At 67.0% G+C, this 25,708-nt stretch carries 23 protein-coding genes, 4 tRNA genes and 1 pseudogene; 16 read left to right on the top strand and 12 right to left on the bottom strand.

Features of this window, described 5'->3' with window-relative positions:
- Positions 1 to 9 precede the first annotated feature (9 nt).
- From pgi to pcnB, 6 genes are all read right to left on the bottom strand, one after another.
- Positions 10 to 1,521, bottom strand: coding sequence for a glucose-6-phosphate isomerase (gene pgi / locus ACZLIF_RS08300; protein ID WP_065174946.1), 1,512 nt, complete (start codon positions 1,519 to 1,521; stop codon positions 10 to 12).
- Positions 1,518 to 1,898 carry an aspartate 1-decarboxylase gene (gene panD, locus ACZLIF_RS08295; RefSeq protein WP_053517331.1) on the bottom strand — a complete coding sequence of 127 codons (381 nt, stop codon included), beginning with the start codon at positions 1,896 to 1,898 and terminating at the stop codon, positions 1,518 to 1,520. The genes pgi and panD overlap by 4 nt, the downstream gene beginning before the upstream one ends.
- A gap of 163 nt (positions 1,899 to 2,061) precedes the next feature.
- Positions 2,062 to 2,901, bottom strand: a complete 840-nt coding sequence (gene panC / locus ACZLIF_RS08290; protein WP_128989058.1) for a pantoate--beta-alanine ligase — start codon at positions 2,899 to 2,901, stop codon at positions 2,062 to 2,064.
- Complete coding sequence (gene panB, locus ACZLIF_RS08285; protein ID WP_053517276.1) at positions 2,898 to 3,713, bottom strand: 3-methyl-2-oxobutanoate hydroxymethyltransferase; 816 nt, start codon at positions 3,711 to 3,713, stop codon at positions 2,898 to 2,900. The genes panC and panB overlap by 4 nt, the downstream gene beginning before the upstream one ends.
- A 34-nt stretch (positions 3,714 to 3,747) precedes the next feature.
- Positions 3,748 to 4,233, bottom strand: coding sequence for a 2-amino-4-hydroxy-6-hydroxymethyldihydropteridine diphosphokinase (gene folK / locus ACZLIF_RS08280; protein WP_128989056.1), 486 nt, complete (start codon positions 4,231 to 4,233; stop codon positions 3,748 to 3,750).
- 3 nt (positions 4,234 to 4,236) lie between these two features.
- On the bottom strand, positions 4,237 to 5,616 hold the full coding sequence (pcnB, locus tag ACZLIF_RS08275; protein ID WP_065181273.1) for a polynucleotide adenylyltransferase PcnB: 1,380 nt from the start codon (positions 5,614 to 5,616) through the stop codon (positions 4,237 to 4,239).
- A gap of 52 nt (positions 5,617 to 5,668) precedes the next feature.
- On the opposite strand from pcnB, the gene ACZLIF_RS08270 reads away from it, so the two are divergent.
- Positions 5,669 to 5,743, top strand: a tRNA-Glu gene (locus ACZLIF_RS08270).
- A gap of 173 nt (positions 5,744 to 5,916) precedes the next feature.
- Here the strand turns inward: ACZLIF_RS08270 and ACZLIF_RS08265 are convergent.
- The gene (locus tag ACZLIF_RS08265; RefSeq protein ID WP_128989055.1) at positions 5,917 to 7,338 is read right to left on the bottom strand and encodes a sugar porter family MFS transporter; all 1,422 of its coding nucleotides are present in this window, start codon (positions 7,336 to 7,338) and stop codon (positions 5,917 to 5,919) included.
- Between the two features lie 192 nt (positions 7,339 to 7,530).
- Between ACZLIF_RS08265 and fdxA the strand changes: the two genes are divergently transcribed.
- Positions 7,531 to 7,854, top strand: coding sequence for a ferredoxin FdxA (gene fdxA / locus ACZLIF_RS08260; protein ID WP_049411316.1), 324 nt, complete (start codon positions 7,531 to 7,533; stop codon positions 7,852 to 7,854).
- Positions 7,855 to 7,976: 122 nt separating this feature from the next.
- Here fdxA and ACZLIF_RS08255 read toward each other — a convergent pair whose 3' ends face one another.
- On the bottom strand, positions 7,977 to 8,495 hold the full coding sequence (locus ACZLIF_RS08255) for a hypothetical protein (protein WP_065174942.1): 519 nt from the start codon (positions 8,493 to 8,495) through the stop codon (positions 7,977 to 7,979).
- Positions 8,496 to 8,527: 32 nt separating this feature from the next.
- Entirely contained in the window at positions 8,528 to 9,421 is an 894-nt protein-coding gene (dapA, locus tag ACZLIF_RS08250; RefSeq protein ID WP_053517270.1) for a 4-hydroxy-tetrahydrodipicolinate synthase, read from the bottom strand.
- 164 nt (positions 9,422 to 9,585) lie between these two features.
- On the opposite strand from dapA, the gene ACZLIF_RS08245 reads away from it, so the two are divergent.
- The 10 genes and pseudogenes from ACZLIF_RS08245 (at position 9,586) to ACZLIF_RS08200 (ending at position 15,507) form a co-directional block, all read left to right on the top strand.
- The gene (locus ACZLIF_RS08245; protein ID WP_025879444.1) at positions 9,586 to 10,146 is read left to right on the top strand and encodes a glycine cleavage system transcriptional repressor; all 561 of its coding nucleotides are present in this window, start codon (positions 9,586 to 9,588) and stop codon (positions 10,144 to 10,146) included.
- A gap of 81 nt (positions 10,147 to 10,227) precedes the next feature.
- Positions 10,228 to 10,707 carry a peroxiredoxin gene (locus tag ACZLIF_RS08240; RefSeq protein ID WP_128989053.1) on the top strand — a complete coding sequence of 160 codons (480 nt, stop codon included), beginning with the start codon at positions 10,228 to 10,230 and terminating at the stop codon, positions 10,705 to 10,707.
- Positions 10,708 to 10,788: 81 nt separating this feature from the next.
- Positions 10,789 to 12,189 carry a PhoH family protein gene (locus ACZLIF_RS08235; RefSeq protein WP_053517267.1) on the top strand — a complete coding sequence of 467 codons (1,401 nt, stop codon included), beginning with the start codon at positions 10,789 to 10,791 and terminating at the stop codon, positions 12,187 to 12,189.
- Positions 12,186 to 12,692, top strand: coding sequence for a hypothetical protein (locus ACZLIF_RS08230; protein ID WP_128989051.1), 507 nt, complete (start codon positions 12,186 to 12,188; stop codon positions 12,690 to 12,692). The genes ACZLIF_RS08235 and ACZLIF_RS08230 overlap by 4 nt, the downstream gene beginning before the upstream one ends.
- A gap of 11 nt (positions 12,693 to 12,703) precedes the next feature.
- Positions 12,704 to 13,372 (top strand): YoaK family protein, encoded by a 669-nt coding sequence (locus ACZLIF_RS08225; RefSeq protein ID WP_053517265.1) that lies wholly within the window; start codon positions 12,704 to 12,706, stop codon positions 13,370 to 13,372.
- Between the two features lie 90 nt (positions 13,373 to 13,462).
- Entirely contained in the window at positions 13,463 to 14,272 is an 810-nt protein-coding gene (gene thiD / locus ACZLIF_RS08220; protein ID WP_053517263.1) for a bifunctional hydroxymethylpyrimidine kinase/phosphomethylpyrimidine kinase, read from the top strand.
- Positions 14,269 to 15,196 (top strand): annotated as a pseudogene (locus tag ACZLIF_RS08215) (alpha/beta hydrolase family protein). Before thiD ends, ACZLIF_RS08215 begins: the two are co-directional and overlap by 4 nt.
- Positions 15,187 to 15,263: transfer RNA gene (locus ACZLIF_RS08210), tRNA-Arg, on the top strand. Before ACZLIF_RS08215 ends, ACZLIF_RS08210 begins: the two are co-directional and overlap by 10 nt.
- 58 nt (positions 15,264 to 15,321) lie before the next feature.
- Positions 15,322 to 15,398: transfer RNA gene (locus ACZLIF_RS08205), tRNA-Arg, on the top strand.
- Positions 15,399 to 15,430: 32 nt separating this feature from the next.
- Positions 15,431 to 15,507: transfer RNA gene (locus ACZLIF_RS08200), tRNA-Arg, on the top strand.
- A gap of 483 nt (positions 15,508 to 15,990) precedes the next feature.
- Here the strand turns inward: ACZLIF_RS08200 and ACZLIF_RS08195 are convergent.
- Positions 15,991 to 16,911: a LysR family transcriptional regulator gene (locus ACZLIF_RS08195; RefSeq protein WP_065181268.1), complete on the bottom strand. Its 921-nt coding sequence runs from the start codon at positions 16,909 to 16,911 to the stop codon at positions 15,991 to 15,993.
- A gap of 140 nt (positions 16,912 to 17,051) precedes the next feature.
- Between ACZLIF_RS08195 and ACZLIF_RS08190 the strand changes: the two genes are divergently transcribed.
- Positions 17,052 to 17,753 carry a pirin family protein gene (locus ACZLIF_RS08190; protein WP_053520377.1) on the top strand — a complete coding sequence of 234 codons (702 nt, stop codon included), beginning with the start codon at positions 17,052 to 17,054 and terminating at the stop codon, positions 17,751 to 17,753.
- 45 nt (positions 17,754 to 17,798) lie between these two features.
- Here the strand turns inward: ACZLIF_RS08190 and ACZLIF_RS08185 are convergent, their stop codons facing one another.
- Complete coding sequence (locus ACZLIF_RS08185) at positions 17,799 to 18,494, bottom strand: alpha/beta hydrolase (protein ID WP_065181267.1); 696 nt, start codon at positions 18,492 to 18,494, stop codon at positions 17,799 to 17,801.
- Positions 18,495 to 18,679: 185 nt separating this feature from the next.
- Here ACZLIF_RS08185 and ACZLIF_RS08180 point away from each other — a divergent pair, with 185 nt between their 5' ends.
- Positions 18,680 to 19,819 (top strand): MFS transporter, encoded by a 1,140-nt coding sequence (locus ACZLIF_RS08180; RefSeq protein WP_065181266.1) that lies wholly within the window; start codon positions 18,680 to 18,682, stop codon positions 19,817 to 19,819.
- Positions 19,820 to 19,826: 7 nt separating this feature from the next.
- Here the strand turns inward: ACZLIF_RS08180 and ACZLIF_RS08175 are convergent, their stop codons facing one another.
- Positions 19,827 to 20,972 carry an alpha/beta fold hydrolase gene (locus ACZLIF_RS08175; protein WP_128989481.1) on the bottom strand — a complete coding sequence of 382 codons (1,146 nt, stop codon included), beginning with the start codon at positions 20,970 to 20,972 and terminating at the stop codon, positions 19,827 to 19,829.
- Between the two features lie 225 nt (positions 20,973 to 21,197).
- Here ACZLIF_RS08175 and ACZLIF_RS08170 point away from each other — a divergent pair, with 225 nt between their 5' ends.
- Together ACZLIF_RS08170 and ACZLIF_RS08165 are read left to right on the top strand one after the other, a co-directional pair.
- Positions 21,198 to 23,576 carry a TonB-dependent receptor gene (locus ACZLIF_RS08170; RefSeq protein WP_128989483.1) on the top strand — a complete coding sequence of 793 codons (2,379 nt, stop codon included), beginning with the start codon at positions 21,198 to 21,200 and terminating at the stop codon, positions 23,574 to 23,576.
- 8 nt (positions 23,577 to 23,584) lie between these two features.
- Positions 23,585 to 25,693, top strand: a complete 2,109-nt coding sequence (locus ACZLIF_RS08165; RefSeq protein ID WP_128989485.1) for a phosphocholine-specific phospholipase C — start codon at positions 23,585 to 23,587, stop codon at positions 25,691 to 25,693.
- Positions 25,694 to 25,708: the final 15 nt, after the last annotated feature.

Below are 25,708 nucleotides of genomic sequence, written 5' to 3'. Positions count from 1 at the left end.
GGCCCGGCGCTACCGGATTTGCGCCAGGATCTCGCGGGTCATCGGGTCGGCGATCGCCACACCCTCGCCCTGCAATGCCGGCAGCAGCTGGTTGGCCAGCTGCTTGCCCAGCTCGACCCCGAACTGGTCGAAGGCGTTGATGTTCCAGATCACCGACTGCACGTACACCGCGTGCTCGTACATGGCGATCAGCGCACCCAGCGCCTGCGGCGTCAGTGCATCGAGCAGGATCAGCGTACTCGGACGACCGCCCGGGTAGTCGCGGTGCGGATCGTCGCTGCCCTGACCGTTGGCCAGCGCTTCGGTCTGCGCCAGCAGGTTGGCCAGCAGCGCCTGATGATTGACGGTATAGGGATCATCGTTGTGCACACAGCCGATGAAGTCGGCCGGGACGATGCTGGTGCCCTGGTGCAGCGCCTGGAAGAAGCTGTGCTGCACATCGGTGCCCGCACCGCCCCACCACACCGGCACGGTATCGGTGGTCACCGGCTGGCCATCACGCTGCACGCGCTTGCCCAGGCTTTCCATCACCAGCTGCTGCAGATAGGCCGGCAGCAACGCCAGGCGCTGGTCGTAGGTCATCACCGCATGGGTGGCGCAGCCCAGCAGGTTGCGGTTCCAGATGTCGGTCAGGCCATGCAGCACCGGCAGATTGCGCTCCAGCGGTGCATCCAGTGCGTGCGCGTCCATCTGCGCCGCACCCTCCAGCAGCTGTTCGAAACGCTCGAAGCCGATCGCCAGCGCAATCGGGAAGCCGACCGCCGACCACAGCGAGTAACGGCCACCGACCCAGTCCCACATCGGCAGCACGCGCTCTGCGGCGATGGCGAAGGCCTTCGCTGCGCGCTCCGGATTGGCGCTGACGGCATACAGGCGTTCACTGCCACCCAGCCAGTCGTGCAGGATCTGGCCGTTGAGCAGGGTTTCCTGGGTGCCGAAGGTCTTGGAGATCAGGATGCCGGCGGTGCGCGCCGGGTCAAGCGTGGCCAGCGTGCGCTGCATGGCCGCGCCGTCCACGTTCGATACGAAATGCACGCGCAGGCGCGCGCCGCTGACCGGGCGCAGCGCATCGGCGACCAGCCGCGGGCCAAGATCGGATCCCCCGATGCCGACGCTCACCACGTCGGTCACGCCGCTGTCTTCCAGCGCACGCACGAGGACTCCCATGCGCTGACGGATTTCGCGTGCAGTGGCATGGGCATCGGCGGCCACCGGCGCGTCGACCACGTCACCACGCAGCGCCGTGTGCAGCGCCGCGCGGCCTTCGGTCAGGTTGACCTGCTCGCCGCGCATCAGGCGGTTGATGGCGCCCCCGACATCGCGTTCTGCTGCCAGCGCCAGCAGCGCCTGCAGCGCCGCGGCGTCGTACTTCTGCCGGGCAAAGTTCACGTACAACGGACCGACCCGCAGCGCCAGCTCCTGCACACGGCCAGGTTCGGCGGCGAGCAGGCTGGGGATGCTTGCGCCCTTCAGGCGCTGGGCGTGGGAATGCAGCGAGTCGAATCCGTTGTTCGTTGTCATGCGGCCTGGGTCGGGATCGTGTCGTTGGTGTGGGTGATCTGGTTGCTGCCATCCACGTACACCAGCTTCGGCTTGAAGCTGTCCGCTTCCTGCTCGGTCATGCTGGCGAAGGCGGCGATGATGATGATGTCGCCGACCTGCACGTGGCGCGCGGCGCCACCATTGAGCGAGACGATGCCGCTGCCGGCTTCGGCGCGGATCGCATAGGTCGAGAAGCGCGCACCGTTGGTCACGTCCCAGATGTGGACCTGCTCGAACTCGCGGATGCCGGTGGCAGCCAGCAGGTTGTCATCGATGGCGATCGAGCCTTCGTAGTTCAGCTCGGAGTGGGTGACGGTGGCGCGGTGGATCTTGGTCTTGAGCAGGGACAGGTGCATGGCACGGTACAACGCAGAGGAAAGCGTGGATTCTAGCACCCGCGCAACGCGGGGCATCACGACCGGCAAACCGTTCAGGTAGCGCCGGGCCATGCCCGGCGAGCGCAGCGGCAGCGGCCCCTCATCCGCCGGTCATGGCCCGGCGCTACCATCACAGCGGAACTCAGAACTCCAGGTTGTCGATCAGCCGGGTCGTGCCCAGCCGCGCGGCGATCAGCGCCACCCGGCCGCCGCCCTCGAATGCCGGCTCGGCCAGCTCGGGCGTGCGCAGCACGGCGTAGTCGACCTGGAAACCAGCCGCCTGCAGTGCGGCGGCGGCATCGGCTTCGATGCGCTCGCGCGGCTGGCCAGCCACATAGCCTTCGCGCATGGCCAGCAGGGTCCGATGAAGGGTCGTCGCGACGGGGCGCTGTTCCGGGCTCAGATACTGGTTGCGCGAACTCTTGGCCAGCCCATCGTCATCACGGACGATCTCCGCACCGACGATCTGGACCGGGAACGACAGCTCGGCCACCATCTGGCGGATCACCGCCAGTTGCTGGTAGTCCTTGCGGCCGAACACAGCCACGTCCGGCTGCACCTGCAGGAACAGGCGGGCGACCACCGTGCAGACGCCATCGAAATGGCCCGGACGGCTGGCACCCTCCAGCACCTCGCTGATGCCGGGCGCGTGCATGCGCGTGGTCTTGTCCACGCCCAGCGGATACATCGCCTCGACGCTCGGCAGCCACACCGCATCGCAGCCGACCTGCTCCAGCCCCGCGACGTCGGCCTCGGGCGTGCGCGGATACCGGCTGAAATCCTCGTTGGGCCCGAACTGGGTCGGATTGACGAAGATGCTGGCCACCACCCTGTCGGCGTACTGGCGGGCCAGGCTCACCAGCGCGTGATGGCCACCGTGCAGGTTGCCCATGGTCGGCACCAGCGCGACGCGCAGGCCTTCGCGCTTCCACTGGGCGATCTGCCCGCGCAACGCGCCGAGCTCATTGAAGGTCTGGATCATTGGGCGTAAGCGTGCTGTTCGTCGGGGAAGCTGCCGTCACGAACGGCGTCGGCGTAGGCGCGGGTGGCTCCAGCCACCGAGCCCCCTTCGGCAAGGAAATCCTTGACGAATTTCGGTCGGCGATGGCCGCTGTCCAGGCCCAGGAAGTCATGCAGGACCAGCACCTGGCCATCGCACTGCGGACCGGCACCGATGCCGATGGTGGGCACCGGCACTGCAGCGGTGACCTCGGCCGCGACCGGGGTCGGCACGCATTCCAGCACGATGATGCTGGCGCCCGCGTCGGCCACGGCCCTGGCGTCCTCCACCAGCTGCCGGGCCGCATCGCCACGGCCCTGGATCTTGAACCCGCCCAGGCGCAGCACCGACTGCGGGGTCAGGCCCAGATGCGAGCAGACCGGAATCTCGCGTTCGACCAGGTAACGGACGATATCGACCTTGAAGCCGGCCCCCTCGATCTTGACCATCTCCGCGCCTGCCTGCAGCAGCTGCAGCGACGCATCGAGGGCGCGTTCCGGGGTTGCATCGGCACCGAACGGCAGATCGGCAACCAGCAGCGCGCGCTGCAGCACGCGGGCCACGGCGCGGGTGTGATAGACCATGTCGGCCACGGTCACCGGCAGGGTGGAATCGTGCCCCTGCACGACCATGCCCAGCGAATCACCGATCAGGATCAGGTCGACGCCGTTGGCGTCGAAGGTGCGGGCGAAGCCAGCGTCGTAGGCGGTCAACATGACCAGCTTCTGGCCATTCCGCTTGGCCTCGGCCAAGGCGGGAACGGTCCAGGGCTTGCTGTCTGCGTGGGTGCTCATGTGCTGATAACCGGGGGAGATAACCCGGGCATTATCACCCTATCGGCGCAATCCCGCAGGCATCCACCCGCATCACTGCATCCCGCACGCGACCATGGCCGGGAATGGCCAGATCCGGCGCGATCTCGGCCAGCGGCACCAACACGAAGGCACGCTCGTGCAGGTAGGGATGCGGCACCTGCAGACCCGGCTCATCCAGTACCTGCGCGCCATACAGCAGCAGGTCCAGATCCAGTGCCCGCGGTCCCCAGTGCACGGCTGGATCGCGCACGCGACCGAAATGCCGCTCCAGCTCCAGCATCGCCCGCAGCAATCCGGCGGCCGGCAGGCGCGTTTCCACCGACGCCACCGCGTTGACGAACGGCGGCTGATCCTCGTTGCCCCAGGCCGGCGTGGCATACAGGCGCGACGCCTGGCAGCGCCGCGTGTCAGGAAGCGCGTCCAGTGCGGCAATCGCCGCACGGACGGTCGCGGCCGCGTCGCCAAGATTGGCGCCCAGGCCGATCCAGGCCAGCGTCATGGCTTACTCGCCAGCGCTGCCGGCCGTGGCACCGGAGCGCCGACGGCGGCGCCGGCGCTTGCGCGGTGCGCCCTCTTCCTCGTCGCCCGGTTCGGCATGCATCGCATCCAGCGCGGATTCCAGCTCGCGGCCCGGTTGCACCTGCGCCTCACGCCAGAACGCCACATCTGCCTCGTGTTCGGCCGACGCGACCTGGCGCAGCGTCAGGAAATCGAACGCTGCACGGAAGCGCGGGTGGGTGAGCGTGCGGAACACGCGCTTGCGCTGGCGCGAGCCGAAACGCGACTGCAACAGCCAGATCTCCTGCATCGGCAGCGAGAAACGGCGCGGCAGCGCGATGGTGCTCAGCTGCTGCACCGTCACGCGGTCGGCAGCACGACGCTGCGCTTCTTCCGGCGCCACGCCCTGCTTGAGCAGGGTGGCCTGCGCCCGGCAGAACGCCGGCCACAGCAGCAGCGCGAACAGGAACGCGGGCGAGACAGGCTCATCGTTGGCAACGCGTGCATCGGTATTGGCCAGGCCCTCGACCAGCATGCGGCGCAGTGCACCGGTGCGGTTCGCCTTCAGCGCCCTGCCACTTTCAGGGAACAGGACGTCGAGCAGGCCGTAGCGCTCCAGGCCTTCGAAACTGGCAACACCGTGGCCGGACAGGAACAGCTTCAGCACTTCCTCGAACAGCCGCGCGGGCGCGGCTTCGTTCAGCAGTCCTGCCAGGTGCGGGATCGGCGCGGCGGTGCCCTCTTCGATCTGGAAGCCGAGCTTGGCCGCCAGGCGCACCGCGCGCAGCATGCGCACCGGGTCCTCGCGATAGCGCTGTTCGGGGTCGCCGATCAGCTTCATCAGGCGCGCCTGGACGTCTTCAAAACCTCCGACGTAGTCGCGCACCGAGAAATCCTCGATCGCGTAGTACAGGGCATTGCAGGTGAAGTCGCGGCGCACCGCGTCGTCTTCGATGCTGCCGTACACGTTGTCGCGCACGAGCATGCCGTTTTCCATTTCGCGGTCGCCGCTGCCGTCATCGACGTTGGCGCGGAAGGTGGCGACTTCGATGATCTCGCGGCCGAACACCACATGGGCGAGGCGGAATCGGCGGCCGATCAGGCGGCAGTTGCGGAACAGCTGTTTGACCTGTTCGGGCGTGGCATCGGTGGCCACGTCGAAATCCTTGGGTTGGCCATTGACCAGCAGGTCGCGCACCGCGCCGCCGACAAGGTAGGCGCCGAAGCCGGCATCGCGCAGGCGATAAAGCACGCGCAGGGCGTTCGGGCTGATGTCCTTGCGGGAAATGGTGTGCTGGTCGCGCGGGATGACGCGCAGGCTGAACGGTGATGGAGCAGGAGAAATGATGTTGGCGCTTCCGGTTGAAGTTTCGGGATTGCCCAATGGCATCGAGGTGCATATACTAGCGCTCCTGCCTCGGCAGCGACACATATACGCTCCCTTCGTCTAGTGGTTAGGACGTGGCCCTCTCAAGGCTAAAACAGGGGTTCGAGTCCCCTAGGGAGCGCCAGTCGCCACAGCAGGAACCGAAAAAGCCCGCCTCGTGCGGGCTTTTCTGTTTCCCGGGGTTTGCCTGTTGCGTCGAGCGGGTCGCCTCGGGGGCGAGCCGCCCCTGCCTGTCCTGGAGCGGCTGGCCTGCCGCCGCCACGGAACAGGAAGGCGCTGGAAACCAGGGCGGCGCCATCAGCCTTCCATCTGCTCCAGCTCCTTGCCCTTGGTCTCGCGGACGTAGCGGACGACGAAGAAGATCGAGAGGATCGCTGCAACCGTGTAGATGCCATAGGCACCGGCCAGGCCGATACCCGCCAGCAGCAGCGGGAAGGTCACGGTGATGGCGAAGTTCGACGTCCACTGCGCCGCACCGGCCACCGCGAGCGCCGGGCCGCGGATCTGGTTCGGGAACATCTCGCCCAGCATGACCCACATCACCGGGCCCCAGGACATGTTGAAGAACACCACATAGACGTTGGCCGCCACCAGCGCCAGCCGGCCCATGCCATCGGACAGCTGCAGGCGCCCTTCGACCAGGCTGCCGCTGGCGAATGCCACCACCATCAGCACCAGGGCAACCGACATGCCGACCGAACCGACCCACAACAGCGGCTTGCGCCCGATCCGATCGATCAGCATCACCGTCAACAGGCAGGCGCCGATGCTCAGCGCACCGGAAAGAACGTTGATCAGCAGCGCATCGCTTTCCGAGAAGCCGACGGCCTGCCACAGGACCGCGCCGTAGTAGAACACCACGTTGATGCCGACCAGCTGCTGGAACATCGCCAGGCCGATGCCCACCCAGATGATCGGGCGAAGCCTGCCGGTGCCCTTGTCCAGCAGGTCGCCGAAGCGTGGCTTGTGCTGGTCCTGGTCCAGGCTGGCCTCGATCTCCGCCTGTTTGGCGGCCGCCGCGGCGTCGCCATACAGCCGCGACAGAACCGCCCTGGCCTGCGCCTGGCGCCCCTTCACCACCAGGAAGCGCGGGCTTTCCGGAATCACCAGCAGCAGCAACAGGAACAGCGCCGACGGCAGCGCCTGCATCCAGAACATCCAGCGCCAGGCCTCCTGCCCGAACCACAGGGGCTCGGTGGAGGTGCCTGCCGCACGGGCCAGCAGGTAGTTGCTGAGGAAAGCGGCGAACAGGCCGCAGATGATCGCCATCTGCTGCACCGTCGCCAGGCGGCCCCGGTAGCGTGCGGAAGCGACCTCGGCGATGTAGGCCGGCGACATCACGCTGGCCGCACCGACGGCGAAGCCGCCCAGCACGCGAGCGGTCACGAACAGCCAGGAGGCGTGCGCGGCGCCCGCACCCAGCGCCGACAGCAGGAACAGCACCGCCGCCACGATCAGCACGCCGCGTCGGCCCAGGCGGTCGCCCAGCCAGCCGGCGAGAAACGCGCCGATCGCGCAGCCCAGCAGCATCGAGGCAACCTCGAAGCCCAGGGCCGCCTCGCTGGAGTTGAAGGCCTGCCGCAGGCCATCAACCGTGCCGTTGATTACGCCACTGTCGAATCCGAACAGGAAGCCTCCCAAGGTGGCCACGCAGCTGATCAGGACGATGAACGCGGTGTTCTCTCCACCATCGGCGGCGGCAGGCTGAGCTGGGGACATGGGCATTCCAGGAGGGAGGACAGTCCGGCTGCCACGGCAGCCAGCAGCGCGCAGCCTCGCACAGGCGCCGCCCCATCGCCAATGGGCCGTGCCCTCGAGCCCGGCAGATCCCCCTTTTCAGGCCCGCGCCGACACCGGGGGGCAACCTGTTCTAGAATTGGCGGGTTCAGGAATCGATCCACCCCCAAGCCCATGCCCTTTGTCGTCACCGAAAACTGCATCAAGTGCAAGCACACCGATTGCGTGGAAGTGTGCCCCGTGGACTGCTTCCACGAAGGCCCGAACTTCCTGGTGATCGACCCGGATGAGTGCATCGACTGCACCCTCTGCGAGCCGGAGTGCCCGGTCAACGCGATCTTCCCCGAGGACGATGTCCCCGCCGGACAGGAGGGCTTCGTCGCCCTCAATGCCGAACTGGCCAAGGCCTGGCCGGTACTGACCGTGCGCAAGGACCCGCCGGCGGACGCCGGTGAGTGGGATGGCAAACCGGACAAACTGAAGCTGCTCGAGCGCTGAGGCGCCAGCACCCGCCGCCATGAAAAAGGGCGCCATGGGCGCCCTTTTCCTGTTCCGGCAATGCCAGACCCTGCCCGGCCGAACCCGGGCGCGTGGCCCGGTCCGCAGCTGCCGGCGGTTCCTTACTTCGCCAGCGCGGCCTTCAGTGCGGCAATCAGCTTCACCGGGGCCTCGGCGGTCGCCGGCAGACCACGCGGATCGACCGCAGAGACATAAGCGCCGGCATCGACGGCCACCACGCGCACCAGGAAGTTACTGCCTTCATAGGCCACGTCGTAGGAGCCCAGCAGCTGGGCACGGCTGGCGATGGTCACGCCCTGCACGCCTTCCAGCGCGGTGCCGACCTTGGCGAACGCCTCGTCCTTGCTGCCCGGAATGGTGAAACCGGTATTGCCCACGGCCGGGGCAGCCGGAGCGGCCACAGCAGCCGGGGCGGTGGTCGAGGCCAGCCTCGGCACCTGGTTCTCGCCCGACGCGGACGGCAGGTTCAGGTCCGGCGGCACTTCCAGCGGACGCATCTCCGGGGCCAGGGCGTAGTCGCCCTTGGCACCGCGCTTGAAGCAGCCGGTGGTGGTCACGACCGTGGTGAGGGCGATGAGCGCGAAGGACAGCACGCGGACGGCGGAAACGGATTGACGCATGTGGATCTCCTGGATCAGACCAAGACGGAAGGTCAGTGGCTGGAAAGGGCTTCAAGCGCGGCGATGTCGCCGGCCAGATGATCGGCTGCCGGATGATGCGCTGCCGACAGTGGCAGCAGCGGCAGGCGCAGGTCGTGGCCGATGCCGATGCGGCGCAGCAGCGCCTTGACCGGAATCGGGTTGGATTCGATACCGCAGAAATCGTGGTACGGCTGCAGGCGCGCGTCCCAGGATGCGGTGGCGTCATGGTCGTGGGCGGCAGCCAGCTCACACATCCGGCGGTACGCACCAGGCAGCGCGTTGGAGCCGACCGAGATCAGCCCGTCGATGCCGGCCTGGATCGAGCGCGCAGCCGTGCCGTCGTCGCCACTGAGCACGGCGAACCTGGAACTGCGCAGCGCCAGCAGGGCCTTCACGCGCCCGATGTCGCCGACGGCCTCCTTGATGCCGACAATGTTCGGATGATCCGCCAGCTCGGCCACGGTCTCCGGCAGCATGTCGCATCCGGTGCGCCCGGGTACGTTGTACAGCACCACGGGCAACCCGCCGTGGTCGGCCACGGCCCGGTAGTGCGCGATCAGCCCGGCCTGCGTCGGACGCACGTAAGGCGGTGTCACCACCAGAGCGTGACTGGCACCCTGCGCGGCAGCGCGACGGGTCTGTTCGATGGTCTTGGCGGTGCCGGACAGGCCGGTACCGGCCAGGACCGGGATGCGTCCGCCGATGCGTTCGACCGCACTGGCGAGCAGCTGGTCGTACTCGGCATCGGACAGCGTCGCCGCTTCGCCGGTCGAGCCGGCGACGACAACGCCATGGACGCCACCTTCCAGTTGCAGATGCAGCAGGCGCTGCCAACCGTCGGGATCGAGGGCACCGTCGGCCCGGAACGGGGTCGCCAGCGCGGTGATGAGGCCGGAAAGGGACAAGGACGTGCTGCTCTTGGCTGGGAAGGGAAAACGCCCGCCACGAAAGGGCGGGGGCGACTTGAATGTTACTTGCGGCGCGAAAGCACGGGCAAGTATGCTGCACTCCGGTGGATCCCCGCCTCTGGCGGGCATTCAGACTCACGCATGCATTACCCGGAATCGCCTTGACCGACACCACCCCGCGCCCCGCGCCGAGCGAAAACCACCTCCTGATCAACGCCTATACGACGCATCCGGAGTCCCCACTGCTGTCCGTCACCCGACGCATTGCCGACAGCGGCTGCAATCTGGTGGACGCGCGCCTGGCCACGGTTGGCCGCGACGTATCGGTCACCGCGCTGGCCACCGGGTCGTGGGACTCGGTCGCCAAGCTGGAAGCGATGCTGACCCGGCTCGAGCGCGAGGAAGGCCTGAAACTGGTCTGGTACCGCACCGAGGCCAAGCAGGCGCAGTCCAATCTGCTGCCGTACATCGTTGAAGTGATCGCCGCTGACAAGCCGGGCATCCTGTTCCAGCTGGCCGACTTCTTCGACCGCCAGGGCATCACCATCGAGACCCTGCAGAGCACGCGCTATCGCGCCATGCAGACCGGTGCGGAAATGTTCAGCGCGCAGGTCACCATCGGCGTGCCGGCCAACATGCACATCGCCGCCCTGCGCGATGATTTCCTCGAATTCTGCGACCACCTGAACCTGGACGCGATCATGGATCCGATGAAGTTCTGATTTTTCGCGCGTTCGTCACGGGCGCGCGGCGTTTCATGCAACTGTCGTAGAAATACCCCAGGCTCCGGAACCAAGGACCTCATGAACAACGGCGATACCCTGGACCGCACCACCCTCTCGCTCCCGCTGGCCCTGTCAGGCGGCGAACACACCACCCTCGGCGACCTCGCGGGCCAATGGCTGGTGCTGTACTTCTACCCCAAGGACAGCACCCCGGGGTGCACCACCGAAGGCATCGACTTCAACGCGCTGCTGCCGGAGTTCCGCAAGGCCGGCGCCACCGTACTCGGCGTCTCCCGTGACTCGGTGAAATCACACGACAACTTCTGTGCCAAACAGGGCTTCGCGTTCCCGCTGGTCAGCGATGGCGACGAAGCGCTGTGCAACGCCTTCGATGTGATCCGGATGAAGAACATGTACGGCAAGCAGGTACGTGGCATCGAGCGCAGCACCTTCCTGATTTCTCCCGCCAGCCGCATCGCGCAGTCCTGGCGCAAGGTCAAGGTCGCCGGCCATGCCGACGCCGTGCTTGCCGAACTGAAGGCCGCCCAATCCAAGTGATTCCCATCGCCCACTTTGTCCGCCATCACCCTGCCCCGCAGGTCGTGGTGGTTTTTCCCTGTCCGTAACCAGGAATCGACGATGACCCGAGGCAAGCGCATCTACGTGCTGGATACCAACGTGCTGATGCACGATCCGACCGCGCTGTTCAAATTCGAGGAGCATGACGTCTACCTGCCGATGCAGGTGATCGAGGAGCTGGACAACGGCAAGAAGGGCACGTCCGAGGCAAGCCGCAACGCCCGCCAGGTCAGCCGCTTCCTCAACGAGCTGGTGCAGGCCTCCGGCCTGGACAATCTGGCCGACGGCATTCCGCTGCAGCGCCCACAGGGCCTGCAGCTGCGTGGCAAGCACAGCGCCGGCAAGCTGCGTTTCCAGACCAGTCATTTCGACGCCGGCAAGAGCTTCGGCAAGGTCATCCCGGACAATGCCATCCTCGGTGCCATCCTGGCGCTGAAGGAGCAGACCCCGGAGATCCCGGTGGTGTTCGTCTCCAAGGACATCAACCTGCGGATCAAGGCGGCCATCGCCGGCATCGTTTCGGAAGATTACGAAAACGACCGCGCACTGGACGATTTCAGCCTGCTCTACACCGGCGCCACCGAGCTGCCGGAGGATTTCTGGAAGCTCCATGGCGACGACCTGCGCAGCTGGAGCGACAAGGGCCGCACCCATTACGAGATCCTGGCCAGGGACGACGAGGAGTGGTACCCGAACCAGTACGTCTACCTGCCGGGCGAGGACGAGGTGGAGCTTCGCGTCAGCCGCGTGGTCGGCGATGGCAAGGTGGTGCTGTCGCTGGTTGATGATTTCCGCCACGGCAGCCATGCCGTGTGGGGCATCAGCGCGCGCAACCGCGAGCAGAACTTCGCGCTCAATGCGCTGATGGACCCGGAGATCGACTTCGTCACCCTGCTCGGCACCGCCGGCACCGGCAAGACCCTGCTGGCACTGGCCGCGGGGCTGGCACAGACGATGGACCAGCAGCGCTACCGCGAGATCATCATGACCCGGGCCACCGTCAGCGTCGGCGAGGACATCGGCTTCCTGCCGGGCACCGAGGAAGAGAAGATGACACCGTGGATGGGCGCGCTGACCGACAACCTGGAAGTGCTCACGCACAACCAGGAAGGCGGCACCTGGGGACGCCAGGCAACCAACGATCTGCTGGCCAGCCGCATCAAGATCCGCTCGATGAACTTCATGCGCGGCCGCACCTTCCTGTCGCGCTATCTGATCCTGGACGAGGCGCAGAACCTCACCCCGAAGCAGATGAAGACGCTGATCACCCGTGCCGGTCCCGGCACCAAGATCGTCTGCCTGGGCAACGTCGAGCAGATCGACACCCCGTACCTGACCGAGACGACATCCGGCCTGACCTACGCGGTGGACCGCTTCAAGAACTGGCCGCACAGTGCGCACATCACCCTGCGCCGTGGCGAACGCTCGCGGCTGGCCGATTACGCTTCGGAGGTGCTGTGAACCGTTCTGCCCGCCTGCTGCTGCCGACGGCGGCGATCACCCTTGCAGCCGTCCTTGGTGCCTGCACCACCACCCGCGGGCCGGCCAGCGTGCCGACCGCCGAACGCACCGGCCAGTCGTGGGTGGTCACCCGGCCGATCGTCGCCGCGCAGGTGCTCGACACCTGCTCGCGGCACAGCCCGGGCCGGGATGCCGGCCGCGTCACCGGCTACTGGGCCCCCAGCCGGCAACAGGTGGACCAGCTGGAAGCCGCACTGCCTTCGCTGCAGGCGCAGGTGCCCGACGTACTGGACTTCGACCGCCAGTACGTCGGCATCGAAAGCGCCGGCAAGCGCCTGATCTACATCAATGCGTTCCGCCTGCCTGACGACAGCGGCATCAAGCCGGCGCGCGAGGCCATCCGCGTCTGCGATGGTGGCAAGCAGTTCTGGGGCGCAGTGTTCGACCCGGCCACCGGTACGTTCAGCGAGCTGCAGTTCAACGGCGGCCTCGGCGGTCCCTGAGGGCCGCGCCGATGGGCATACGCCTTCCCACCTGGGTCTGGATCGGTGCCGTAGCGCTGTCGTGCGTGGCCGGCATGGTCAACGTGGTCGGCTTTCTGGGCTTCGAGCATCAGGCCGTCAGCCACATGACCGGTAGTACCAGCCAGCTCGGCATGGCACTGGCGCAGGGCGACTGGCGCGCGGTCGGGCACCTGTGGGGCCTGCTGATCGCTTTTTCGCTGGGTGCGATGCTCAGCGGGCTGCTGATCCAGGACAGCGCACTGCAGCTCGGCCGGCGCTATGGCGTCGCTCTGGCACTGGAATCGGCGCTGTTGCTGGCCGCCATTCCCTTGTTCAAGCAGCAGCAGATCTGGGGCGCGTTGTCGGCAGCGATGGCCTGCGGGTTGCAGAACGCGATGGCCACCACCTTCAGCGGCGCGGTGATACGGACCACCCACCTCAGCGGCATGTTCACCGATCTTGGCATCGGCCTGGGCCATCTGTTGCGCGGGCTGCCGCTGCAGGTGCGGCGGCTGACGCTCAGCGGCCTGATCATCAGCGGCTTCCTGGCCGGTGGCGTGATGGGTGCGTGGCTGTTCCTGCGCTGGCAGTACGATGCCCTGCTTGCCCCCGCGCTGCTGACCGGCGCGACCGGGCTGGTCTATGTGCTGTACCAGCAATGGGTACGCTGGCGGTACTGAGCGTCGCCGCACGCACGCGCAGCTTGAGGCGTCCGCCCCTGCCGGCAGCCGGCACTACCCCCATTCCGGGGACCACGGCACAATCGCCGCATGAGCCCGACCACTCCCGTTTCCGCCCTCACCATCGCCGGCTCCGACTCCGGCGGAGGCGCCGGCATCCAGGCCGACCTGAAGGCCTTCGCCGCACACCGCGTGCATGGCCTCTCCGCGATCGCCGCACTGACCGCGCAGAACACCCGCGGTGTCACCGCCGTGCATGTGCCGCCAATCGAATTCCTGCGCGCGCAGCTCGACGCGTGCTTCGATGATTTCGACATCCACGCGGTGAAGCTGGGCATGCTGGCCAATGCCGAGGTGATCCACGCCGTGGCCGATGCGCTGCAGCGTCACCGGCCCGCACATGTGGTGCTGGATCCGGTGATGGTCGCCACCAGTGGTGCGCGCCTGCTGGAAGACAGCGCGCTGCAGGCAATGCGCGAGCGTCTGCTTCCGCTGGCCACGCTGGTCACTCCCAACACACCGGAGGCAGAACTGCTGGTGGGCCGCACCATCGGCGATGGAGACGACGCCGAGCGGGCTGCGTCGGCACTGCTGGATCTCGGGGCCGGCGCGGTGCTGCTCAAGGGCGGCCACCTGCACGAGGGCAACCGCGTGATCGATCGCTACTTCGATGGCGTCAGCAGCGAGGAATTCAGTCACGCGCGCCTGCCGCTGGATGCCCACGGCACCGGCTGCACACTGGCCTCGGCCATCGCCGCGCAACTGTGCAATGGCCTGAGCCTGGCCAACGCCTGCGAAGCATCGATCGACTACGTGGCACGCGGGCTGCAACTGGGCTACATGCCGGGGCGCAGCGATGTGCGCGTGCTGGATCATTTCGGCGCAGCGCCCCACGCATGAGCCTGCCATCACGGACACTGGCCGTGGAATGCGGCGACGGCCATCGCTTCGAGGTGATGGCCTGCGTACCCGAGCAGCCGCTGGCGCGGCTGCTATGGCTCCCCGCACTCGGCGTGGCCGCGCGCCACTACCTGCCACTGGCGCAGGCCCTCGCTGCGAAAGGCATCGCGGTCTACCTGCACGAGTGGCGTGGCAACGGCAGCAGTTCACTGCGCCCTTCGCGCACGCAGGACTGGGGCTATCGTGAAGTGCTCGAGCAGGACCTGCCTGCCAGCCAGGCTTTGCTCGCCAACGCCGATGCCGGCGAAGGCGCGCTGCCCTGGATCATCGGTGGGCACAGCCTGGGTGGGCAGCTGGCCTGCGTGCATGCAGGACGGCAACCGCAGCACTTCGAGTGCCTGTGGCTGGCCGCCAGTGGCACGCCGTTCTGGCGTACGTTTCCGCCTCCGCGCGGATGGCTTCTGCCGCTGGTGTACCGCTTCCTGCCCTGGATCGCCCGCCGCCAGGGCGTGCTGCACGGCCGGCGCCTGGGCTTTGGGGGCACCGAAGCACGCGGCCTGATTGCCGACTGGTCGCGGGTGGGCCTGAGCAACCATTACGCAGCCGCGGGCATGACCGAGGATCTCGATGCGCAGATGGCACGCGTGCATGGCAGCGCGCAGGCCGTGGTGATGGAACACGACTGGCTGGCACCGACCGGTTCGATGCAGGCGTTGCTGGACAAACTGCCGAATGTGGCATCACACCTGCATGTGCTGTCCGACGGGGAACTGGGCACGCGTGCCGACCACTTCGCGTGGATGAAGGCGCCACAGGCGGTCGCTCACCAATTTTTCATTCAGCTGGATGAAAATCTTCACAAAAACGGTTGACGGTACGCGCCGACATCCGCATAATTCCGCTCCTGTCGCAGGGCGCCCGTAGCTCAGTTGGATAGAGTACCTGGCTACGAACCAGGCGGTCGGGAGTTCGAATCTCTCCGGGCGCACCACTCGACAGGTTTCCGGCATCCGCCGCTGGAAATGAAGTAAAATTTGATTGTGTACCGCGCGCCCGTAGCTCAGTTGGATAGAGTACCTGGCTACGAACCAGGCGGTCGGGAGTTCGAATCTCTCCGGGCGCACCATACACGATCAACACAACAGGTTTATGTGATTGGCGCCCGTAGCTCAGTTGGATAGAGTACCTGGCTACGAACCAGGCGGTCGGGAGTTCGAATCTCTCCGGGCGCACCATTACACCGAAACAGCAGGCCTCGGCCTGCTGTTTTTTTTATGTGTGTTCTTCGGCAGGGCTGCGCCCTGCACCCGCCGAAGCCAAAGCCGGAGCAACAGCAACAGCGCGCGTTCCGACACCGCCCCCACCTTCGACAGGTTCACGCGGCTGTTGGTAGGTGTCGACCTTGGTCGACACATCTGTCAGATATCGAGTGAATTCATCCATGCATGGCGTGGATCTACCGTGTCGACCAAGGTCGACACCTACCAGAGCAGTACGCCGTTCCGACAGATAGCGGAAAACTGTCGAAGGCGGGGTGGGCCCGGTTGCGGGAGTGTCCGCGGCATGAATGCCGCGGCCAAGCCCCCAAGGACGGGTTTACGGCGTCTCCCGCAACCGGACCCGCCCCGTCCTGCCCCGGCAAACCCGCTTCGGCCGTGGCTACTGCTGTTGCCGTGTTCCCGCCCGTAGCGGGTGCAGGGCGCAGCCCTGCCGCACACCTATCCCCCGGCCATTGCCCGCCACCACTGCGACAGCAACTCCGGCCTGCGCAGGCGCTCGCGCCACCAGCGCAATGCCGCGCCATCCTCACCGGTCCGCCAGGCCAACCAGAAGGTCTCCTCCGGCTTGTGTTCCTCGACCTCACGGATCACCAGTTCGCCTCGTGCCACCGCCGCGCGCGCGCACGGCTCGGGCAGAAAGCCGAAGCCCACGCCCTCGCATTGCAGTTTCAGCTTGCTGGCCATGTCGGGCACTGTCAGCATCTCCTGCCCCATCAGCAGGCCAACCGTCCGGGGCAGCAAGCGCCGCGCCGAATCGGACACCGCGATCGCACAGTGCTCGACCAGCTGCTCACGTCCCAGCACGCCCGGCACTGCCGCCAAGGGATGATCCGGGGCAACCGCGAACACGAACTCGACCGTACCCAACGGCTCGACCACGTAGCCACCACCGCTCGGCCCCTCGCCCGGCGCGCCCACCAGCAGATCGGCACGCCGGTCCAGCAGCGCCTCCCAGGTGCCGGACAGCGCCTCGCCGATCAAGCGCAGGCGGGTCGGCGCCTCAGCGCCGCGAAATGCGGCGATGTCCGGACCCAGCAGCCAGGTGGGAAACACCGAATCCACTGCCAGGGTCAGTTCGGTTTCCCAGCCGGAGGCCACCCGGCGCACCCGCAGTTCCAGTTCGCGGGCCGCACGGAGCAGATGCCGGCCCTCATCCAGCAGCGCGCGACCGGCCTCGGTCGGCTCCGCACGCGGGCCCACCCGGTCGAACAGCTGCACGCCAAGATCCTCTTCCAGCTTGGCCACGGTGTAGGAAATGGTGGACGGCACCTTGTGCAGGGCCTTGCCGGCACCCGCAAACGAACCGCGGCGATCGATGGCGTCCAGGATCTGCAGGGCTTCGAGGCTGAGCTTGAGCATTCGAATTTTTCGATGATGGCTTTCAAAACTATCCGTTTTTCAAAGCACCGGCGCAAGCGGATACTTCTCTCCAACAGGGAAACACGGCGATCAATGCCCTGCCCCCGCCCCATCGAAAACATCGAACAAGGAGATATCCCATGCTGCAGATCCGCAAGAGTGCTACCCGTGGCCTGGCCGAACATGGCTGGCTGTCCTCGCGCCACACCTTCTCGTTCGCCAACTACTACGATCCGCGCTATGTCAGCTTCGGTCCGCTGCGGGTGATCAACGAGGACAAGGTGATCGGCGGCCAGGGCTTCGGCACCCACAGCCACAGCAACATGGAGATCGTCTCCTACGTGCTGGGCGGCGCACTGGAACACAAGGACTCGATGGGCACCGGTTCGGTACTGCGCTACGGCGATGTGCAGCGCATGAGCGCTGGCAGCGGCGTCAGCCACAGCGAGTTCAACCACTCGGCCACCGAACCCGTGCATTTCCTGCAGATCTGGATCTTCCCGGACACGGAGAACATCACCCCGTCGTATGAGGAAACCCACTTCACGCCGGACAGCAAGCGCAACCAGCTGCGCCTGATCGCCTCGCCCGACGGCGCCGATGGTTCCCTGCGCATCCACCAGGATGCCCGCATCTTCGCCACCCTGCTCGACGGCAGCCACAAGCTGCACCACGCCCTGGGCAGCGGACGCGGTGCCTATGTGCAGGTCGCTCGTGGCCAGCTGCAGGTCAACGGCATCACCCTGGAAGCCGGTGATGCGCTGCAGATCAGCGACGAAGCGCAGCTGACGCTGGAGAACGGCAACGACGCCGAAGTGCTGGTGTTCGACCTGCCGCTGTGAAGTCACGCCCGCGGTGCCGACCGGTACCGCGGGCGACCTCTGGCCTCAACCGCCGACGGCGGCGCAGGCCTCCAGAATCAACGCAGTCACCTCGGCCGGTTTCGACGCCAGCGAAGCATGGCTCGCATCCAGTTGCAGAAGACGCCGGGGCTGGATCCGATCGGCCATCATCGCCTGGTTCTGGGGCGCAATCATCCGGTCCTGGCGCGACAGCTGGTACCAGCTCGGCCTGTGCTTCCACGCCGGATCGGTGATCGCGTCACCAAACGTGCTCGCCAGCGGCGCCTTCTGGGTCACCGCCATCACGCGGCCCTCGTCGGCGGTGAGGTCCTGGCAGAAGCTCTCGTGGAATCTGTCCGCGCGCAGCCACAGATAGCCGTCGCTGTCCGGGGCAAGGTTCGCTGCCGCCTCGGGCAGGTGTTGCTGGGTAATGCCACCCGCACTCTCGCCCTCGTCGGGTGCGAATGCGGCGATGTAGACCAGGCCCTTGACGTTGGCCTCCCTGCCCGCCTGGGTGATCACTGCACCACCGTAGGAGTGGCCGACCAGCAGGACGGGGCCATCGATCTGGCGGATCATCTTCTGCGTGCGGCTGGCATCATCGGCCAGCGAGGTAAGGGGTAGTTCGACCGCCTGCACGCGGTCATGGCCGTTGCGATGCAGTTCCAGAATGACCTTGGCCCAGTGTGCGGCCCCGCCCCAGAAACCATGGACGAGGAGGATGGTCGGCGCAGTACTCATGGATGGATCTCCGGCAGCGGCCAGGCGGAATGCCGACCGTGAGCCCACTGTCGCCGCGCAGCGTTAAACAGCAGTGACGCCCTTGGCGCGCTGCAATCGTATGCATGTCGGCCCCCCTCCGGTGGCACTTGCCGAATGCCCATGAAATCGCTTCCATGTCGGTTCACTGGAGCTTCCTACTGCGCATGACGCCTTCTTCCCCACGTGCCCAGCAGCACGCCACCCGCGCCGCCTTCTTCATTCCCGGTTTCGCCACCGCCGCGTGGGCACCGATGGTGCCCTTCGCCAAGGCCCAGGCAGGGCTGTCCGACGCCGGTCTGGGCGCCGTGCTGCTGTGCCTCGGGCTGGGCTCACTGCTGGCCATGCCGCTGGCCGGTGCGCTGACCGGTCGCTTCGGCTGCCGTCGGCTGCTGGTGGTCACCTGTGCACTCGTGCTGCTGGCACTGCCGCTGCTGGCGGTGCCGCCTTCGCCCTTCGTGCTCGGTGCGGCCCTGTTCGTGTTCGGCGCGGGCGTGGGTGCGATGGACTGCACGATGAACATGCAGGCAGTGGCCGTCGAACGCGAAGCCGGCCGGGTGATGATGTCCGGCTTCCACGCCTTCTACAGCATCGGTGGCTTTGTCGGCGCCGGCTGCATGACCGGTCTGCTGATCCTGGGCACACCGCTCTGGCTGGCCGCGCTGCTCGCGGCGGCGGCACTGCTGCTGGTAGCTGTGCTGTCGGCACCGCACTGGCGTCCGCAACGGATCCTGCACGAAGGCCCCTTGCTGGCACTGCCACATGGCGTGGTGCTGTTCATCGGCGTGCTGGCATTCGTGGTGTTTCTCGCCGAAGGCTCGATGCTGGACTGGAGCGCCGTGTTCCTGGCCGAGGTACGGCAGGTGCCTCGCGACCAGGCCGGCGCGGGCTTCGCGGTGTTCACTCTGGCGATGACTGCCATGCGCCTGTTCGGCGATGGCATCGTCGAGCGTCTCGGCCGCACCCGCACCCTTGTCATCGGCGGCATCACCGCTGCGGCCGGCTTTGCCGTGGCCACCCTGGTGCCATCGTTGCCGGTTGCCCTTGCGGGCCATGCGCTGGTCGGCCTGGGCTGCGCCAACATCGTGCCGGCACTGTTCTCGATGGCGGGACAGCAGCGCGCGATGCCCGAGAACATCGCCATCACGGCTGTCACCACACTGGGCTATGCCGGCATTCTCGCCGGCCCGGCCGCGATCGGCGCACTGGCCCATGCCAGCAGCCTGGGCTTCGCGTTCCTCTGCGTGGCGGCACTGCTGATCGGTGTCGCGCTGTCGGCGCCCGCACTGGCGCGCCGGCTGTCCTGACGATGCATCAACCGCGTGCCGGCTCCGCTGCCGGCACATCGTGCACCAGCCACTCGGCCTGTGCCGGCAGCTGCGGCGCCGGGCAGGTGGACGGGGGGTGCCGTTCGTCGCGCGCCATCCAGTCGTCGACCACACCGGCCAACAGATCCAGCCGCAGCGGCAGGGTGATGTGGTCCTCGCCGCGCATCTCGATGTAGTGCGCCCGCGGGTTGGCCTGCGCGAGTTCGCGCCCCTGGCTCACAGGAATGTGCTGGTCGCCCTGCCCGTGCAGCAGCAGCACACAGGCGCGCGTGTCGGCCAGCGCACGGGCCACATCCACATGGTCAAGATCGACATCGATGCGGCGGCTGGCCGCAGCAATCACCTGGTCGATGTCCTGTCCGCCATAACGCCACCGCGCATATGAGGCCACGGCCTGTGCCTTCCACCCTTCCGGCTGCAGCGCCATCAGGTGCGGAATCATCGTGCGGATGGCTACGCCGGCATTGGCGAACGACTCCATCGCGACGACGCCGGCAACCTGGTCACCGAGCTTTTCAGCGGTGAACACCGCCGTCGCCGCGCCATAGGACACGCCGAACAGATACAGGGGCCCGGCGACTTCGCCGCGTGCGCGCAGCTCAGCGATCACATCGACCACGTCGTCCGATTCGTAGGTGCCATAGCCGGAGGGTCCAGCCCCGGACTGACCGTGGTTGCGCAGGTCGAGCGTGACCACGCGATAGCCCGATCCGGCCAGCTGCAATGACCACGGCAGCATCGAATCGCCGTTCATCATCCAGCCGTGCAGGAGCACCACGGTGCCACGCGGCGCCTGTGCCTGGAACGGCTGCGGCACCGACAGGCTGAGTCCGGTGTCCAGCGGCAGGCCATTCTCGTGCCGCTGCGGCAGATAGCGATAGCGGGCGCCGTAGTCGCCCGGATCGAACACGCGCCAGAAGATCGGCACGCCATCACGGCCCGGCGCGAAACCATGGCGATTGGGAATCCCGGCAATGGCCGCAGCGATGCGCGGCTGGTCAAGCAGCGTCGACACGCCGCCCGGCGCGACCAGGCGGTCGGCGAGCGAGGTGGATGCGGCATTCATCGAGGAAGAGCATGCAGCCAGCCATAGGCCGGCGCACGCCAGCAACAGCAGCAGCGGGCGCTTCATGGGCGATCAAGGAAAAAATGCGACAGCGTGGCAGCCTAGCGGGCACTGCGCTTGCCATCTATCGCGGTTCGATGACGGCTTGATGACATCGCAGCATCGATTCAGCTTGGTGCAGGGCGCCTCCCACGCCGCCGGTGCAATGAAGGCTGCATCTGCACGTCACCGTCACGTCACTGCCGCTGCCGACACTCCGGGGCTTCCCCCACTCGTGAAGGTCCGGTTTCGATGCCAACGCATGCGCGTATTCCCCGTATCTCACTGCTTGCCCTGCTGATCGCGCCCACACTGGACGCCCTCGCCGAAGCACCGCAGGGAGAGGGTGACACGACACGTCGCAGCGACGCCCGCACGCTGGACCAGGTCCAGGTGATCGGCCAGGCAACCAGTTACGCCAAGACTGCGGTGCGCACGGAAACACTGAACCGGCAGCTGGTGATGAGCAGCGTCAACGACGCGCTCAACGAAGTGCCCGGCGTGGTCGTCAGCGAGGCCGATGCCACCGGTTCGTCGGTGTGGGGCACGCAGATCAGCATGCGCGGCTTCGTCACCAACCGCGATACGCAGCAGATCGGCACCACCATCGATGGCCTGCCCAATGGTGGCTCGGGCTACGGCGGTGGCTCCCTGGCCAATCGCTACATCGACACCCTGGACCTGGAAACGGTGGAGGTCAGCCAGGGCACGGCTGACATCTCCTCGCGCTCGAACGAGGCGCTGGGCGGCACCCTGAACTTCCTCACCGGCGATCCGCTGCAGGACAGCCGGCTGCGCTTCGTCGTCGGTGCCGGTGACAATGAAGCGCGCAAGTACTACGTGCGCTACGACACCGGCGTGCTTGGCGGCCACACCCGTGCCTGGGTCAGTGCATCCTCGGCGCGCGTGCACGATTGGATCGACGGCAGCGGCCGCACCCGCAACGACCATATCGCCGGCAAGTTCGTCACCGAACTGGACCGCTGGACACTCACCGGCTATCTGTCCTACAACGATGCCGACGAACCGGAGTACACCAGCGTTTCGCCACAGGGCTTCGCCACCAATCCGGACCGCGACAACCTGGTCGGCACCCTGACCGGCATTCCCTATCTGGACCAGAACTTCCGTTCCGGTTCCCGTGCCCTGCGCGAGAACACCTTCGGTTACCTGCGCGCGGCCTTTGACGGTGGCAACGGCTTCAAGGCCTCCATGGCGGCCTACGGTCATCGCATGCAGGGTCGCGGCGACTGGCTGCCGCCGTACCTGGCGCAGGTCAGCGACGATGGCAGCGGTCGCCCCGAGTCGGAGTACACCGGCGGCAGCACCGTGTACGGCGGCAGCAACCGGGGCCAGATCTACTTCGTCAATCCCGATGGCAGCGCCGCCCAGCGTCTGGCCACCTGCACGCCGCGGCTGGGCTTCACGGCCGAGTATGATCCGGGCTGCTACGCCGGAAATGTGCTCGGCGCCCAGTCCTACCGCCACACCCACTACGACAACGACCGCATGGGCGTCACTGCCGACGTCGAGTGGCGGCAGACCTTCGGCAGCATCGACAACACGGTCCGCGGTGGCCTGTGGGTGGAAAAGCTGGACCGCTCCGCACGCCGCGACTGGCACCGGCTGCTCAACGTCGGGCAGGACATCGCCTTCGATCACCAGCCGTACTGGGTCCAGTTCGAAGACCGGTACAAGGTCGATGAGCAGATGTACTACATCGAGGACGTGGCCCGCTTCGGCCCCTTCAGCGCGCGCCTGGGCGTGAAGCAGTTCTTCGTGGACCAGTCCCGCCGGCGTGTGATCGGCGCCGCCGAGAACGTCACGTCCGATTCAAAGTCCGATCCGCTGCTGTCCACCGGCTTCACCTGGGCACCCGGTGTTCAGGGCATGGAACTGTTCGCAGGCTTCTCGCAGAACTTCGCGGCCATCCCCTCAGGCGTACTGGGCGAGACCGATCCGCAGCGCTTCCGCAACGTCGAGCCGGAGACCGCCGACAACATCGAACTCGGCATGCGCATCAGCCGCTGGCCGTTGACCGCCTCGGTCACCCTGTACAACATCAAGTTCGACAACCGCATCGTCTACCTGCCGGCCGGTTTCGTCAGCGGCATCGATTACCTGGGCGAGACCGACGGCGTCTACGAGAACTTCGGGGGCGTGGAGAGCAATGGCCTGGAAGCGGCGCTCGGATACGGCTGGGACAACGGCTGGCGGATCAACGCGGCCTATACCTACAACCGCTCGAAGTACCTCGGCAGCGGCGATTCCGCGCGTGACGCCCAGCTGGGCATCGTCGATGGCGCCAAGGTGATCGGCCAGCCCGAGCAGATCCTGGTGGTCTCGGCTGACTGGCAGGGCGAGAACTGGAACTTCGGCCTGTCAGGTCGCTATCTGGGAACGCGCTACCTCGATGCCGCCAACGCCAGCAGCCTCCCCTCGGCCACGGTGTTCAATGCCAACATCGGCTTTGATCTGCAGGGCCTGTCGCCACGCCTGAAGGGCATGGGTGCGAACCTGGTGGTGAGCAATCTCACCGACAAGCGGTATCTTGCAGGTGTCGACGGCCGCGACAGCGCCTTCATCGGCGCTCCGCGCACCGTCGGCATCTCCTTCCGCGTGGACCTGTGAGTGAACCCGTGACCGATATCGGCCGTCGCCGACTGTTGCAGGCCGGCCTTGCCGCCGGCCTTTCACCGCTGCTGCCGAGCATCGCCCGGGCCGCCGCGATCGCCCCCGATGCACGCACCCGGAGCCTGCAGGACCTGCAGCACATCGTGGTGTTCATGCAGGAGAACCGCTCGTTCGATCACTACTTCGGCACCCTGCCGGGCGTGCGCGGATTCGGTGATCGTTTCGTGGCCCCCGCCGCCCCCCTGGCGGGCGGTGGCGCTGCGCGCACCCTGTGGCTGCAACCCGATGCCAGCGGCAGCCGCGCGATCGCACCGTTCCCGCTGGATACCGCCGCGCACTTCGGCTACATGCGCGTCGAAGGCACGCCGCACACCTGGCCTGACGCGCAGCGTGCCTGGGACCATGGGCGCATGGGGCAGTGGCCCAAAGCCAAGCAGAACCACTCCATGGGCTACTTCCAGCGCAGCGACCTGCCCTTCCAGTTCGCACTCGCCGATGCCTTCACCGTCTGCGATGCCTATCACTGCGCGATCCAGGCCGGCACCAACCCGAACCGGGTGTTCCTGTGGACCGGCCACAACGATCCCTTTGCCCGCGCCGGCGGCCCGGTGATCGCCAACTCCCACGACAACTTCCCGGAGCACGGCGGCCATCCGGCGTCCTATCAGTGGACCAGCTACGTCGAGCAGCTGCAGCAGGCAGGGGTGTCCTGGCAGATCTACCAGGACATGGCCGACAACTTCACCGACAACCCGCTGGCCGGATTCGAGACCTTCCGGCAGGCGTACCGCGCTGCACCGGGTCACGATCCGCAGCTTCGCGCCCGCGGGGTCAGCACGCGCGGGCTGGCACAGCTGCGCCAGGATGTGGTCGACGGGCAGTTGCCACAGGTCAGCTTCATCATCGCCGACGCTGCCGGCAGCGAACATCCCGGCCCCTCCAGCCCAGCGCAGGGCGCGGCCTACACCGCGCGCGTGCTCGACGCGCTGACCGCCGACCCGGAGGTCTGGAGTCGTACCGCCCTGCTGTTGATGTTCGACGAGAACGACGGCTTCTTCGACCACGTGCCGCCGCCCGCCCCGCCTTCACCGCTGGAGGATGGCTGGGCCGGCGCATCGTCGGTCGGCACCGAAGGCGAATACCATCGGCATCCTGCGCCTGGCGACGAGAAGTACGACGCCGCCGAGCTGCGTGGCCGCCCCTATGGACTGGGCCCACGCGTGCCGTTGTACGTGATCTCGCCCTGGAGCCGGGGCGGCTGGGTCGATTCGCAGGTGTATGACCACACCTCGGTACTGCGCCTGATCGAACGCCGCTTCGGTGTGCCCGCACCGGGCATCTCACCGTGGCGGCGCGCGGTCTGTGGCGATCTGACCCACGCGTTCGATTTCGCCCAGCGCGATACCCGCCCCTTCGTGCAAGCGTTGCCTGACGTCGATGCGGTGGCCGCGCGCGCCGCGGCCCTGCCGAGCCGGACCGTGCCTGCGCTGCCGGAGGGGTTGCACCCTGCACGCCAGGAAGCCGGGGTGAGACCGGCACGCGCCCTGCCCTATCGGCCGCAGGCCCGGATCACCGCATTGGCCGCCGGAAGCATCGATCTGCAGCTGGCCTGCGAAGGAGCGGCAGCGGTACTGCATGTCTACGACCGGCTGCGCCTGGACGCGATTCCGAGGCGTTACACGCTGGTGCCGGGCACGCCCGTGCAGGCGCGCTGGCCGCTTGCTGCCGATGGCCGCTTCGACCTGTGGCTGCTGGGCCCCAATGGATTCCATCGCCACTTCCGCGGCGATGCCACCTCCCCGATGTTGCTGGCGGACGTGGAGCGCGCCGATGGCCAGCTTCGCCTGCGTCTGCGTAATCCAGGCGATGAGCCCTGCCGGGTCCGCGTGCAGGGAGGCGCCTATGCCGGGCACATGCCCGACCAGACGCTGGACATCGCCGCGCGCTCGGAAACATCGCTGGCCTGGGATGCAGCCCCCACCGCAGGCTGGTACGACCTGCATGTCAGCGCAGGAAGCGGTGCGCTGCGCCTGGCAGGGCGCGTCGAGGATGGCCGCCCCGGCACCAGCGATCCGGCGATGGGCAGTGAACCCTTGTGGTTCCAGCACGATTGAGGTCGAGGACGAAAT

The sequence above is a fragment of the Stenotrophomonas sp. 2201_Sma genome (assembly GCF_056486685.1).
Note: the sequence above shows the minus strand (reverse complement) of the source record. Positions and strands in the feature narration are given on the sequence as shown.